General features: G+C 74.2%; 11 protein-coding genes. 4 read left to right on the top strand and 7 right to left on the bottom strand.

Annotated elements, in window-relative coordinates; translation table 11 throughout:
* Positions 1 to 54 precede the first annotated feature (54 nt).
* Positions 55 to 930, bottom strand: coding sequence for an SMP-30/gluconolactonase/LRE family protein (locus ACTIDRAF_RS0203990; RefSeq protein ID WP_016697421.1), 876 nt, complete (start codon positions 928 to 930; stop codon positions 55 to 57).
* 191 nt (positions 931 to 1,121) lie between these two features.
* Positions 1,122 to 2,165, bottom strand: coding sequence for a LacI family DNA-binding transcriptional regulator (locus tag ACTIDRAF_RS0203985; RefSeq protein WP_016697420.1), 1,044 nt, complete (start codon positions 2,163 to 2,165; stop codon positions 1,122 to 1,124).
* A 442-nt stretch (positions 2,166 to 2,607) separates the two neighbouring features.
* Here ACTIDRAF_RS0203985 and ACTIDRAF_RS0203980 point away from each other — a divergent pair, with 442 nt between their 5' ends.
* Together ACTIDRAF_RS0203980 and ACTIDRAF_RS0203975 are read left to right on the top strand one after the other, a co-directional pair.
* On the top strand, positions 2,608 to 3,591 hold the full coding sequence (locus tag ACTIDRAF_RS0203980; protein WP_016697419.1) for an ROK family protein: 984 nt from the start codon (positions 2,608 to 2,610) through the stop codon (positions 3,589 to 3,591).
* A 56-nt stretch (positions 3,592 to 3,647) separates the two neighbouring features.
* Positions 3,648 to 4,067, top strand: a complete 420-nt coding sequence (locus ACTIDRAF_RS0203975) for a RidA family protein (protein WP_016697418.1) — start codon at positions 3,648 to 3,650, stop codon at positions 4,065 to 4,067.
* A gap of 309 nt (positions 4,068 to 4,376) precedes the next feature.
* Here the strand turns inward: ACTIDRAF_RS0203975 and ACTIDRAF_RS33570 are convergent, their stop codons facing one another.
* Positions 4,377 to 4,598 (bottom strand): hypothetical protein, encoded by a 222-nt coding sequence (locus ACTIDRAF_RS33570; RefSeq protein WP_155886085.1) that lies wholly within the window; start codon positions 4,596 to 4,598, stop codon positions 4,377 to 4,379.
* Positions 4,599 to 5,024: 426 nt separating this feature from the next.
* Here ACTIDRAF_RS33570 and ACTIDRAF_RS0203965 point away from each other — a divergent pair, with 426 nt between their 5' ends.
* A complete protein-coding gene (locus ACTIDRAF_RS0203965) occupies positions 5,025 to 5,279 on the top strand; it encodes a GlsB/YeaQ/YmgE family stress response membrane protein (protein ID WP_016697416.1) in 255 nt (84 codons plus the stop codon).
* A gap of 61 nt (positions 5,280 to 5,340) precedes the next feature.
* Here ACTIDRAF_RS0203965 and ACTIDRAF_RS0203960 read toward each other — a convergent pair whose 3' ends face one another.
* Both ACTIDRAF_RS0203960 and ACTIDRAF_RS0203955 read right to left on the bottom strand, forming a co-directional pair.
* Positions 5,341 to 7,197 carry a transketolase gene (locus ACTIDRAF_RS0203960; RefSeq protein WP_016697415.1) on the bottom strand — a complete coding sequence of 619 codons (1,857 nt, stop codon included), beginning with the start codon at positions 7,195 to 7,197 and terminating at the stop codon, positions 5,341 to 5,343.
* A 600-nt stretch (positions 7,198 to 7,797) separates the two neighbouring features.
* A complete protein-coding gene (locus ACTIDRAF_RS0203955) occupies positions 7,798 to 8,856 on the bottom strand; it encodes a LacI family DNA-binding transcriptional regulator (RefSeq protein WP_016697414.1) in 1,059 nt (352 codons plus the stop codon).
* A 450-nt stretch (positions 8,857 to 9,306) separates the two neighbouring features.
* Between ACTIDRAF_RS0203955 and fdhA the strand changes: the two genes are divergently transcribed.
* Positions 9,307 to 10,533: a formaldehyde dehydrogenase, glutathione-independent gene (fdhA, locus tag ACTIDRAF_RS0203950; protein ID WP_016697413.1), complete on the top strand. Its 1,227-nt coding sequence runs from the start codon at positions 9,307 to 9,309 to the stop codon at positions 10,531 to 10,533.
* A 67-nt stretch (positions 10,534 to 10,600) separates the two neighbouring features.
* Here fdhA and ACTIDRAF_RS31770 read toward each other — a convergent pair whose 3' ends face one another.
* Both ACTIDRAF_RS31770 and ACTIDRAF_RS27125 read right to left on the bottom strand, forming a co-directional pair.
* Entirely contained in the window at positions 10,601 to 11,077 is a 477-nt protein-coding gene (locus ACTIDRAF_RS31770; protein WP_016697412.1) for a cupin domain-containing protein, read from the bottom strand.
* A 448-nt stretch (positions 11,078 to 11,525) separates the two neighbouring features.
* Positions 11,526 to 13,021 (bottom strand): Lhr family helicase (locus tag ACTIDRAF_RS27125; protein ID WP_039785696.1); only part of this gene is annotated, 1,496 nt, incomplete at its 5' end.

Genomic DNA, 13,021 nt, shown 5'->3' with positions numbered 1-13,021 from the left:
TACAGCTCGCTGATAAGGTCACCGTCCCCGCCGACCGCCGACCGCCGACCACCGTCAGCCCGGCAGGACACCCTCGTCGAGGCCGGCGAAGGGGTGGACGGGAAGCCCCCGGACCCCGGTCTCGGCGAGGTAGAGCGCGCCGGCGGTCGGCTCCGGGTCGGCCAACCCGTCCCGAGAGGTGGTGACGTAGAGCTGGTCGAGGTCCGGGCCGCCGAAGGCGCAGGCCGTCACCTGGCGGACCGGGACCTCGACCACTGCCTCCAGCTCGCCCTCCGGCGAGTAGCAGCGCACCGCCGACCCGCCCCACATCGCCACCCACAGCCGCCCGTGGGCGTCGATCGCCATGCCGTCCGGTGCCCCGTGCTCCTCCGGGATCTCGACCAGCGGCCTGCGGTTCAGGAACTCACCGCGCGCCGCGTCGAAGTCGAACACGTCGACCCGGCCGGTGGGGGTGTCGACGTAGTACACGAGGTGCCCGTCCGGGCTCCACACCAGCCCGTTGGAGATCGTCACCGGGGTGAGCACTCGGTGCGTACCGCCGTCCGGGTCCAAGCGCCACAGCGTGCCCCGCTCCGGGGTGGCGTCGAAAGCCATCGAGCCCGCGTAGAAGCGCCCCTGCGGGTCGCAGCCGCCCTCGTTCATCCGCACACCCGGGTCAGACCACAGCTCGGGCAGCCGCCTCGGTTCGTCCGCTCCCTCCGGCAGCAGGGCGAACCCCCTGTCCACGGCCAGCACGAGACCGCCCGACCGGTTCGGCCGGACGACCGCCGCGACCGAGCCCACCCTGGTCCGGGTGATCCCGGCGTCGGCGCCCAGCGTCAGAACGTCGCCGGCGAGCATGTCCACGAAGTGGAGTCGGCCGGTCGCGGGGTTCCAGACAGGACCCTCACCGTGGTGGGTCACGGGGTCGGAGACGGCTTCGGCTCTCATCGGCACCCTTCGATCCTCGAACGGGACAACGGGGGGACCGTAACCCGCGACCGACCGGCGGACAACGCTTGCCGACCTGACCGCCCGGCACCGGTCAACCTCGGCCGGCGGGGAACCCGTCCCCGTGCCCGACCGTTCCCGGTCCCACCCGGTGGACCCCGACCGCCACCAGTCCGGGCACCGGTGGGGGTTCAACCCGCCCGTCGGGGTGGGGTGCTGTCCCGCAGGACGACCTCGCCCCGCACTCGCCGAACCCTGGGGCGGTCCGCCTGCTGCTCGTCGAGGACCAGGTCGACCGCCGTGGCGCCGAGCCGCTCCAGGGGCACCCGAACGGTGGTCAGCGCCGGGGTCACGTCCCGGAGGGTCGCGATGTCGTCGAAACCTGCCACGCCCACCTCGGTCGGGAGGCGCACCCCGTGGTCGCGGAGCGCGACCATCGCCCCGACCGCCATCACGTCGTTGACCGCGAAGACGCAGTCGATCTCCGCCCTGGCGGCGAGCAGTTCCTCCGCCGCCGAGTACCCGCCGTCCCTGGTGAAGTCACCGTGGATCACGTGGGCCGGGGCGAGTGGCGCCCCAGCCCTGGTCAGACCCTCCCGGAACCCGGCCAGCCTGTCCCGGGCCGTGACGAGGTTGCGGGGACCCGCGAGCACCGCGAACCGGCGGTAGCCCCGCTCGTGCAGCGCGGTCGCCAGCGACCGGGCACCCGCCCGGTTCTCCAACACCACGGTGTCGACCTGGAGCCGGGGCTGGCTGATCAGCGCGACCCGCCCACCGATGGCCTGGAACTTCTCCAGCTCGGCGGAGAGCCGCTCCACCAGGCCGCGGTCGGTCACCCGGCTGCCAGCCAGGACCACCGCCCTGGCGCGCTGGCCCCGGAGCGCCGAGAGGTACTGGACCTCCCGTTCCGGACGGCGCATCGTGCTCGACATCGTCACGATCAGCTGGTTCTCCTCGGCGCTGCGCATCACGCCGGCGGCGATGGAGGAGAAGTACGGGTCGGCGATGTCGTGCACGATCAGCCCGACGACGTCGGTGCGTCCGCGCGCCATCGCCTGGGCCTGGGCGTTCGCCGTGTAGTTCAGCTCGTGGGCGGCCCGCACCACGCTTTCCCGCAGGTCCTCCCGGACCTTGCGGGGGCTCCCGCTGAGGACCCTGGACGCGGTCGCGAGCGACACACCCGCCGCCTTCGCGACGTCGACCAGGGTTGCCGACACGACGGCACGCTGCGACATGTGATGACCCCCTGTGGCCGCGTCGCGCTCGACAGCGCCACCCAAGGAACGAACCCGCTTCCCGCGACCAGCGTACGGGCGCGAGTCTTGGCCGGTCAAGGCGGTGGTCGCGGAGCGCGAGGTCCAGGGTGGACGGTGGTGGCGCGCCAGCGTCCACCTGGGACGGGCTACCGAGGGTGTCCGGGTTGTCGCTCGTGCCCGGACCTCCGCACCGGCCCCCGCCGGCGACAGCCCGACCGGCGAGGCGGTGGGCCGGGTGCCCAGCACGCTCGGTCCCCGGCTCCTTGCCGGGTCCCGCCGAGCCTCCCTAGGCTCGGTCCCGTTCCGGCCCCGGGTCGGTCCCCCGCGTGGAGCGCGGGTCCCGCCGGGTCCGACAACGATGTCACGGTTTCCTGCGGGCGACGGGTCGTGTCCGGAGGTCGCGAGCGAGGAGGCGACGGCGGTGGGGGACACGCGGTCCGCGGCCGAGGGCGGGCACGGCGGGCGGAAGGTGGCGCTGGCGCTCGACATCGGAGGCACCAAGATCGCCGGTGGGCTGGTCACCAGCGACGGCGGGGTCCTCGCCACGGACCGGGAGGACACCCCGAGGGGCCCGGTCGATGCCGACGACGTCTTCCACGCCGTGGAGCGCCTGGTCCGGCGTCTCCTCGCGCTTCCCGCCGCCGACCGGGTGGAGGTCGTCGGGATCGGCAGCGCGGCGCCGGTCCACCTGGCGGAGGGAGCGGTCAGCCCGGTCAACATCCCCGCGTGGCGGCGTTTCCCCCTGGTCGACCGGGTGCGGTCCCTGCTCGGGGGACGGTGCCCGGTCCTGCTGTGCGGGGACGGCCCGGCGTACGCGGCCGCCGAACACTGGCTCGGGGCCGCTCGCGGTTTCGACGACGCGATCTGCCTGGTGGTGTCGACCGGTGTCGGCGGGGGACTGGTGTCGGGCGGGCGACTGCTCACCGGTCCCTCCGGCAACGGCGGCCACCTGGGGCACGTCGTGGTGGACGTGGACGGCGAGGTCTGCCCCTGCGGTTCGATCGGGTGCGTCGAGTCGATCGCCAGCGGGCCGTCCATGGTGCGCTGGGCCCGTGACCAGGGGTGGGCCGGACGGGAGACGGCCACCGCGCGGGACCTCGCCGAAGCGGCGCGGTCCGGCGACCCGATCCCGGTCGCGGCCTTCGACCGCGCCGCCCGCGCCCTGGCCGCCGGGATCGTGTCCGCGGCCGCGTTGACGGAGGTGCGGGTCGCGGTGGTCGGAGGTGGCGTGGCCCGGGCCGGACGCGTGTTGTTCGCCCCCCTGCGCGGACATCTGGCGGACTACGCCCGCCTGCCCTTCCTCCGCGGGCTCCTGCTGCGCGCCGGCGAGGTCGCACGCGACGGCGGCCTCCTCGGCGCCGCCCGGGTCGCCTTCGGCTCGCGCGGGGAACGCCCGGTCGCGTGAGGACCCGACCGGTAAACCCGTCGCGACCACCCCGTCCGAGTGGTTAGGGTCCGCAGGTGCCAGCACACCTGCGCCTGAACCGTTCATCGACCCTCTCCGACGTTGCCGAGTACGCCTACTCCACGACCGTCGCCCCCGGGACGACGCTCATCTACACCGCCGGCGCCTGCCCGCTCGACTCCGAGGGCCGCACCGTGGCCGTCGGCGACTACGCCGGGCAGGCCAGACAGGTGATGGCGAACCTCGCGACCGCCCTCGACGAGGCCGGGGCAGGGCTCGCCGACGTGGTGCGCACCACCGTCTACGTGGCCTCCCAGCAGCAGGAGGACCTGGTGACGGCGTGGGAGGTCGTGCGCGACGCCTTCGCCGAGCACCAGCACGACCCGCCGAGCACGCTGCTGGGGGTCGCGGTGCTGGGCTACGACGACCAACTCGTGGAAGTGGAGGCGGTCGCCGCGCGTCCCGCTGCCGGCTAGCCACGCGGGGACCCCTCACCGTCGACGAGGCGATCAACGTGGACGGGGGGGACCGTGGCTGGTGGAGGGCGAGGGAGGACCGGAGGTTCACGGTCAGCCGGAGTCCCGGCCGTGCTCGTCGAGCCCTTCGACGACGTCGTCGCCTCCCCGATCGGCGGCAGGCCCGCGCACCCACCCGCTCGGCGGTCCGGCGTCGCGCGCCTCATCGTGCCCGTTCGGGGGCGAGGGGCCCGGTAGCGTGCCGCCGGCGGACGGGGTCGTCGTCGACGGGCCGGCTCCGGCCCGTTCGGGAGCCCGGAGCGTGCGGGCTCAGCGGGCGCGTTTCCGCAGGCCCCGGTCCACCTCGCTGCGTTGCTTCCCCCGTTCCGGGGATCGCTGCCGCTCCGCGTGCCCGGTGTGGTGCGGCAGGTGCTCTGACGCCTTGGACGCCCCCAAGGTGACCTGGGCATGACTCGGCGTGGTGCCCTCAGCCCTGGCCTGGCGGGCCCGGTTCCGGCGTTGGGTGTTGTCGCCTTCCATCTGTTTGCCCATGTCCGCAGGGTTCCCGCCACCCACCCCGGTTAATCGCGGGGCGCCCGGGGCGCGGCGCTCCGGACCGGGCGACCACCTCGCGGGGCGGTGGCGGCGCCGTTCGCTCGTCGAACTCCAGGGCACCGGTCGACCGGGTACGGGGTGGGCGGCGGTGGATCCGGCCTCGGGCGCCGGGGACAGCGGTCCTCCCCTCCCGGCCCCGGGCCTGCGCCCCGCCGGGTCGTACGGGACGGCAGCCCGGGCGCTCCCTCCCGTGCCGGGGTCGGTGGACGCGCAACGCCCCCGGCCGCCGGGGCACGGGTGTGCCCTCCGTGCCTCCGGGGCCAGCGGAGGGTGTCGGGGCCGCGCGGAACCAGACGCCGTCGTGGGCCGTTGCCCACGCAGGAGCGTCACGTCACGTGGCGCGAGGGCGGGACGGAGCGGACCATGATCGGTTTCCTGGTGGCGGGACTCATCATCGGAGCCCTCGCCCGGCTCGTGAAGCCGGGCAAGCAGAACCTCGGCCTGCTGGCCACCCTCGGTCTCGGGCTGGTGGGTTCGGTCATCGGCGGAACCATCGCCAGCCTGCTGGGCACCGGTGACATCTTCGAGCTCAACGTCCTCGGGTTCATCGCGGCGGTCGTCGCCTCGGTGCTGCTGATCGGCGTCGCGGAGACCCTCGTCGGCAGGCGGAGCGGCTGAGCCGTTCTCCGCGCGTCCGGCGGGATGCGGCGGGGCCCGCGAGCCACCCGGCGGTCACCGGTCACCCCACGGCGGTGGGGCTCGGGTTGCGGAGCAGGTGCCGCGCCGCCGCGACGACGGCGTCCGCGTCGATGCCCGCCGCGTGCACCAGCTCGGCGGGGCTGCCCGAGACCGGCATGTCCCGGACGCCGAGGACACGCACCGGCGGTCGGTCGGCGACTCCCGCCAGCGCGCTGAGCACCGCCTCACCCAGGCCGCCTTCCGGCCAGTGGTCCTCGACCGTGATCAGCGCCCTGCTCTCCGACGCCGCCGCGGTCAGGGTGACGGTGTCGATGGGCTTCACCGAGTAGCAGTCGATGACCTTGGCCAGCACTCCCTCGGCTTCCAGCACGTCGGCGGCCCGCTCGGCCTCGTCGACGGTGACGCCGCACGCCACGATCGTCAGGTCGTCGTCCTCGGTGGCCCTGACCACCCGGCTCCCCCCGATGCGGACCTCCTCGTCCGGGGGCGTCCTGACCGGCGTCTTGCCGCGCAGCGTGCGCAGGTAGCTGATGCCGGGCCGGTCGGCCATCGCCTCCACCAGACGGGCCGCCTGGTTGGCGTCGGAAGGGTGCAGGACGGCGCTCCCGTGCACGGCGCGCAGCGCGGCCATGTCCTCCAGCGCCATCTGCGAGGGGCCGTCCTCCCCGATGGACACTCCGGCGTGGGACCCGCAGAGCCGCAGGTCGGCGCGGGACACCGCCGCCATGCGGACGAAGTCGTAGGCCCGGCTGAGGAAGGCGCCGAAGGTCGAGGCGAACGGGACCCAGCCCCGGGCCTGCATCCCCACCGCGGCGGCAATCATCTGCTGTTCGGCGATGAACATCTCGAAGTAGCGGTCGGGGTGGGCGCGGGCGAACAGCTCCGAGTGGGTGGAGTTGGAGACCTCGCCGTCGAGGGCGACGACGTCACCCCTGGCGGAGCCCAGGGCCGCCAGGGCCTCCCCGTAGGCGAGCCTCGTCGCGACCTCCTGCCCCACCTCCCAGCGAGGTGGGGCGGCCTCCTCGCTGGGGAAGCGGTGCGGCGCCCCGGCGTTCTCCGGGGTCGCCACCCGCACGCTCAGGTTCCGTTCGCCCCCCAGCTCCCGCACGGCGCCCTCCGGGTCGTCGAGGGGTTTCCCGTGCCGTCCCGGCTGGTCCGTCACCGCCTGGACGCCGTGCCCCTTCTCGGTGCGCGCGAGGACGACGGTGGGACGTCCGGTGGTGGCGACCGCCTCGGCGAACGCCTCGTCCACGGCAGCGAGGTCATGGCCGTCCACGACGACGGCGTGCCAGCCGAAGGCGCGGGCGCGGGCCGCGTACCCGTCCATGTCCCAGCCGAGCATCGTCTCCCCGGTCTGGCCCAGCCGGTTGACGTCGACGATCACGGTGAGGTTGTCGAGGCCGGACCAGGCGGCGTGCTGGAACGCCTCCCACACGGAGCCCTCCGCCATCTCCGAGTCACCGCACAGCGCCCACACGCGGTAGGGCAGCCGGTCGAGCCGGGCCCCGGCCAGGGCGAGTCCCACCGCGACCGGGAGCCCCTGGCCGAGGGAGCCGGTCGCCACGTCGGTTGGCGGGATGCGCGGGGTCGGGTGGCCCTCCAGCCGGCTCCCGAACTCGCGGAAGGACAGCAGTTCCCCGTCGTCGATCGCGCCGGCGGCCTTGAGCAGCGAGTAGTACAGCGGGGACGCGTGGCCCTTGGAGAAGACGAGGTGGTCGTTGCCGGGGTTGCCGGGGTCGGTGAAGTCGAGCCGCAGGTAGCCGTCGAGCAGGACGGCCATCAGTTCGGCGGCGGACATGGACGAGGTCGGGTGCCCGGACCCGGCGGCGGCGCTGGACCGCACCGAGTCGACCCGCAGCTGCTGGGCGAGTTCGTGGCGGAATGTCTGGTCTGCCATGTCGGGTGCACTCTCCTGACGGTCGTCGCGGTCGTGTCTGGTGTCCCGCCTGGCCGCGCGTGGCGGTTCAGCCCCGGGAGGTCGCGTCGAGCGTCCACATCGTCACCAGTCCGAAGACCAGGTGCGGGAGCACGTCGCTCGCCCAGTCGCGCGGGCTCCAGTGGCGGGGACGGACATCCCGAACGCGGCCATCGGACGTCCGGGGCGGTCGTGGCCGCCGTGGTCGCGAGCACGGCCGTCGGGCGGGACGGGCGCCAGCCGAACCGGCGTGCCGCACCGGTGGCGGCACCGACCGCCGTTCGGATCGATCCCGAGCAGGGCACCGGCGCCGCTGAGACGGTGGTGGCGGGCCGAGGGCTCCCCTGGCACGGTGGTCCCGGCCCGCTCCGCCAGCCTTGGCCTGTCGGTGGTCTCCTCCGGGGCCGTGCTCGGCCGGCGGGCGTGCGGGACCTTGCCCAGGCAGGTGACGCGGTTCGGCGCGGTCGTCCCGGCCGCGCCGGGCGCCGCGCCCCGTGGTGTCGAAGCCCTCATGCTGCCGGGGTTCCCGACCGCGAGGACGGGAAACGGGCGGACCGCCGTCCTGGCTCCGCCGGAACGGCGTCAGCTCGGGGCGGCAGCGCGGCCGCCCCGGACGGGCGGGCGGGCGGTGCTCGCCCGTTCCACCAGGCAGGTGGACAGCTCGATGCGGTCCGCCTCGGCTGTCTCGCCCCGCATCAGGCGCACCAGCAGGCCGATGGCCGCCGCCGCCATCTCGTTCAACGGCTGGCGCACGGTGGTCAGCGCTGGCCGTGCCCACCTGGCCTCCGGCAGGTCGTCGAAACCGACCACGCTGAGGTCGTCAGGAACGGTCATGCCCCGTTCCCGGGCCGCGTCGCAGACGCCCAGCGCCATCTGGTCGGTGCAGGCGAACACGGCGGTCGGCGGTTCGGGAAGGTCGAGCAGCTCGCCGGCTCGCCGTCGCCCGCTCTCCAGGCTGAAGTCACCCATCACGGTCAGCTCGGGGAGCACGGCCAGCCCCGCCGCCGCCATGGCGGAGCGGTAGCCCGCCAGCCTGGCCTGACCGCACAGCGTGTCCTCGAGTCCGCTGACCACGGCGATCCGCCGGTGCCCGGCCCGGAGCAGGTGTTCGGTCGCGCTGACCCCGCCTGCCCAGTTGGTCGCCCCCACGGAGGGGACGCCCGGTGGGGGGACGGAGATGGGGTCGAGGACCACGTGGGGAATGCGGTGGTGGCGCAGCCACGCCCGTTGCGAGGGCGTGGGTTCGACGAGGACGAGCAGCACACCGGCGGTGCCCCGGTCGGCCACCCGGTCCAGCCACCCCCGACCGGTCCGCCCGCTGCCGGTGCGGGCGGCCGAGACGACGATGTCGAGCCCGACCCGGTAGGTGGCGTTCTCCACCGCGCTCAGGAGGGTGGTGGCCCAGGACGTGTCGAGGCCGTGGATGACCACGTCGACGAGGCCACCGACCCCCTCCCGGGGAGCGCGGGCCACGGGGCGGCGCAGGTAGCCGCGACGTTCGAGGACCTCGCTGACGCGACGTCGGGTGTGCGGGGCGACGTCCTCGCGCCCGTTGACGACCTTGGAGACCGTGGGTACGGAAACCCCGGCCTCCCTGGCGATCACCGCGAGGGTCGGGCCACCGTGAGCTGTGCCGGGCATGCGAGGTGCCACCTCCGTCGACGTTGACCTCGAGCTGGCGGAGCGGGGGACGGACGTCCTCCGCTCGTGTTGGCGGGAAGGGCAGTGCTGGGTGTTCCGAGTTCGTATCGAATTACTGCGGACGCCATACGATATTTCGGATACGGTAATCAGGCTCGTTCCCCTGGTCAACGGTCCGGTGGCGCCGTTCGTCGACCAGGGGGAGTTGCTGTCACTGCGCCCTTGACCCGGCGGACTGAAAACGCTTACCGTAGAAGGCTGGCTTGGCGATTATCCGATATTTCGGACGCTGTGTGTGCTGTTCGCCCGCGCCGCCAAGGACCGTCCCGGCGCCGCTCGACCGCGTCGAGTGAACGGCGGCCGGCGGGGCACCCGGTGTTCTGAGCGGACACTGGGAGGTGGGAGGCGGTTCCACCCGCCCCCGCCCGCCAGAGGGTTGGAGGCGCAACGATGAGCGCGAACAGAGCGGTCGCCTACGTCGGGCCCGGCCAGGTCGAGGTGCAGGACATCGACTTCCCCGCCCTCGAACTGCGGGACGGCCCCGGCGTGGACCCCGCGAACGTGGGACGCCAGTGCCAGCACGGCGTGATCCTCAAGGTCCTGGCGACCAACATCTGCGGCAGCGACCAGCACATGGTCCGGGGGCGCACCACCGCCCCGCGCGACCTCGTGTTGGGCCACGAGATCACGGGTGAGGTCGTCGAGGCAGGTCGAGACGTGGAGTTCGTCCACCCGGGCGACATCGTCTCGGTCCCCTTCAACATCGCCTGCGGGCGGTGCCGGAACTGCAAGGAACGGCAGACGGGCATCTGCCTCAACGTCAACCCGGCACGGCCAGGAGGCGCCTACGGCTACGTGGACATGGGGGGCTGGGTCGGCGGGCAGGCCGAGTACGTGATGGTGCCCTACGCCGACTTCAACCTGCTGCGCTTCCGCGACCGGGACCAAGCGCTCGCCAAACTCCTGGACCTGACCATGCTGTCCGACATCTTCCCCACGGGCTACCACGGAGCGGTGACAGCGGGCGTGGGCGTGGGGAGCACCGTGTACGTCGCGGGGGCCGGCCCGGTCGGACTCGCCGCCGCCGCGTCCGCGCGCTTGCTCGGCGCCGCCGTCGTCATCGTCGGGGATCTCAACACCGAGCGCCTGGCGCAGGCCCGCAGCTTCGGCTGTGAGGCCGTGGACCTCACCCAGGGGGATCTCGGTGAGCAGATCGCGGAGCTCCTCGGCGTGCCCGAGGTCGACGCGGCGGTCGACGCGGTGGGGTTCGAGGCGAAGGCCCACGGAACGGGAGCGGGCGAGGCGCCGGCGACGGTGTTGAACTCGGCCATGGAGGTCACGAGGGCGGGGGGAAGCCTCGGTATCCCTGGCCTCTACGTCACCGAGGACCCCGGCGGGGTCGACTCCGAGGCGAGGCGCGGTTCGCTGCGCATCCGGCTCGGACTCGGCTGGGCCAAGAGCCACACCCTCCACACCGGGCAGTGCCCGGTCATGAGGTACCACCGGCAACTGGCGATGGCGATCTTGCACGACAGGGTGCACATCGCCAAGGCGGTGAACGCGGCCCCGATCCCGCTGGACGACGCCCCCCGCGCCTACACGGAGTTCGACCGGGGTGCCAGCCGGAAGTACGTGCTCAACCCGCACGGCGCCCTCGACGGAGTGCGGGCGGCCTGACCCCCGCGCGGCGCCCTCGGGGTCCCACCGAGGGACGCCGCCGAGGCGGTGCCCCGGGAGCGTCAGCTCACCGGTCGGAGGACTGTCGCTCGGCCGCGAACTCGTCCTGGAGCCGGATGGCGGTGCCGCGAACGATGTCGTCGAGCTCGGGGAGGGGGACGACGTCGGCGTTGAAGCTCTGGTCGCCGCGCACCTCGATCGCCCGGACCGGGCACGAGCGGGACAGGTTCACGGCGGCGTGGGGCACGCCCGGGGCGATGAACAGGGTGTCCCCGGGATCGTGGAAGACCACCCGGTCGAGGCGCTCACCCACGAGGGTGGCGGCGTTGCCCTCGACCACGTGGACGACCAGCTCCGCGTCCCGGTGCAGGTGGGCCCGGGAGTGGTGTCCGGGCGGCATGTGCACGAGGCCGGCGCCCAGCTGGCTCGCCCCGCAGATCTCCTGGCTGATCGTGGTCGTGAGCAGTTGGCCCTGCGGCCCCTCGGCGGCGTCTCCGGTGCCCGCCCTGGCGAGGTGCCAGCCGTCGTGGCCGATGGTTCTCATCGTCTCCCCCAGCTGCGGCTCCCGACGCCGGCGACGCGCCGCGACCGATCACTCTCGGTGTTGGGGTTCGTCATCGGGGCGGCCCTGCCGGGGGAGCACGCGATCGTTGCGTGGCAAAGTGTCCTGAGCTGCTGTTTCCGTGGGTGCAGCGTAGCGTTCCGCTGAGTGGGCACGGTCGTGACCTCCTGGGTGGAACGGGAAGGGGACTGCGCTGTGTGACCGCCACGGCCGCCGGGGCGCGTCGTCGCGCCGGGGCGGCCCTCGCCAGCCAGGTGCGAGCCGTGCGGCGGCCCGGCCCGGACATCGCGGGTAGCGGCATCAACCATGCGCTGAGGGCAGGGGGAGAGGACAGGTCCGTCCGGAGCAACGTGGTGGGCCGCTCCCGCCGCTGGCCGGAACCGGCCGGGCGGAACACCCGCCGGAAGGTCCCCACGGGACGCGGTGCCGGTCAGCCCCGCAACCGCATCCCCCGGGGCGTGGCACGGAAACCGGCTTCCTCCAGGAACCCGGCGAGCCGGGTGCCCCAGGGCGCCTCGCCACCCGCCCGCGACACGGTCACCTGGTCCAACCAACCCGCGCGGACCGCCCCGGCCAGGCCCTGCGCCGCCGCGCGGAGCGGGGTCTCCTCCTCCGTGAAGGCCAACAACGACCGTCCCCCCCGCTCCAGGTAGAGCGCGGCCGTGCCGTCCACGAGCACGACCAGGGCGCCGGCCCTGCGCCCGGGGCGGTGCCCGCCCTCCCCGACGACCGTCGGCCACGGGAGAGCCGCACCGTGGGGCTGGGCCGGATCGGTCGCGGCGAGCACCACGACGGACCGGTCGGAGGGTTCCTCCCCGACGGGTCGGGAGAACGCGCGCAACCGGTCGATGGCACCGGGAACCGCGAACTGCGCCGCCCCCAGCCCTTCCACCACGTAGCCGCGCCGGCACCGCCCGGTCTCCTCCATCGCCCGCAGCACGCGGTAGACGCCCCCGAAACCGCCCGGTACCCGTTCGGTGTCCAGCGCGCCCCGGGTCAGGACGCCGTGGCGCTCCAACAGCACCTCGGCCCTGGCATGGGCCCGCCGGGTGGGGTCGGCCTCCCTGGCTGGCACCGGTGCCCACCGGCCGCCCACGGAGGGCGGCCCCGACCGGGAGGGGAGTCCGGGCCTGGCGGGCACCGGCGAACCCGCCAGGCCCGCCCGGAGGGAGGCGTACCGGCCCCGAGGGGGCCGGCGGCGCTGCCGGTGGCGCGCCCCGCCGCCGGACAACAGTGCCCGAACCGGAGCCAGGGTGTCGTTGCCCACCAACCCCGCCCACACCAGGTCCCACAGCGCCGCGACCAGGGCGGCCTCGTCGGGCAGCGGTTCTCCCTCGCCGAGCAGGACCTCCGCCGCCCGGTCCGCCACCTGGCGGAAGAACAACCCACCCCCGGCAAGGGCGGACAGCAGCGCCCGGTGCACCGGAGAGTCCGGCGGGTCCTCCGCCACCGGCGGCAACACCAGGTCGGCGATCTCCGAGGGCGCGAACGCCACCCAGCCGTCACCACCCGCAAGCGCGCCAGCTCCGCACCAGGTCACCTCGCCCGAGGCCGTCAGCTCGTCCAGCAGCGCCGGGGCGTAACCGGGCAACCGCGCGGGCAGGATCAGGGACTCGACGGCGCTGGCCGGCACCGGGACCCCCGCCAGCTGTTCCACCACGGCCAGCACGTCCTCCGCGCCGACCGCCCGCCGGCCCGCTCGGGCGGAGACGCCGTGCCAGTGCGGGAGGAAACGACCCAACGCGGCCGGCTCCACCGGTTCGACCTCGGCGCGCAGCCGGGCCAGCGACGCCCTGCGCAACCGGCGGAGCACCTCCGCGTCGCAGTACTCGGTCGGCTGCCCGTAGCCCCCCGTGTCCGGCGGCTCCAGCGAGACCGGACGCAGTTCGCCCCGCACGAGACGTCCCGAGGACACCAACCGCTCCA

The sequence above is a fragment of the Actinoalloteichus spitiensis RMV-1378 genome, assembly GCF_000239155.1.
Classification (GTDB): Bacteria; Actinomycetota; Actinomycetes; order Mycobacteriales; family Pseudonocardiaceae; genus Actinoalloteichus_B; species Actinoalloteichus_B spitiensis.
The sequence above is the reverse complement of the archived record's forward strand: the minus strand, read 5'-3'. Positions and strand labels throughout refer to the sequence as shown.

Excerpts from the sequence above, each read along its gene's own strand:
- ACTIDRAF_RS0203990 (WP_016697421.1), bottom strand. The coding sequence starts at position 930 with ATGAGAGCCGAAGCCGTCTCCGACCCCGTGACCCACCACGGTGAGGGT.
- ACTIDRAF_RS0203985 (WP_016697420.1), bottom strand. The coding sequence starts at position 2,165 with ATGTCGCAGCGTGCCGTCGTGTCGGCAACCCTGGTCGACGTCGCGAAG.
- ACTIDRAF_RS33570 (WP_155886085.1), bottom strand. The coding sequence starts at position 4,598 with ATGGGCAAACAGATGGAAGGCGACAACACCCAACGCCGGAACCGGGCC.
- ACTIDRAF_RS0203965 (WP_016697416.1), top strand. The coding sequence starts at position 5,025 with ATGATCGGTTTCCTGGTGGCGGGACTCATCATCGGAGCCCTCGCCCGG.
- ACTIDRAF_RS0203960 (WP_016697415.1), bottom strand. The coding sequence starts at position 7,197 with ATGGCAGACCAGACATTCCGCCACGAACTCGCCCAGCAGCTGCGGGTC.
- ACTIDRAF_RS0203955 (WP_016697414.1), bottom strand. The coding sequence starts at position 8,856 with ATGCCCGGCACAGCTCACGGTGGCCCGACCCTCGCGGTGATCGCCAGG.
- fdhA (WP_016697413.1), top strand. The coding sequence starts at position 9,307 with ATGAGCGCGAACAGAGCGGTCGCCTACGTCGGGCCCGGCCAGGTCGAG.
- ACTIDRAF_RS31770 (WP_016697412.1), bottom strand. The coding sequence starts at position 11,077 with ATGAGAACCATCGGCCACGACGGCTGGCACCTCGCCAGGGCGGGCACC.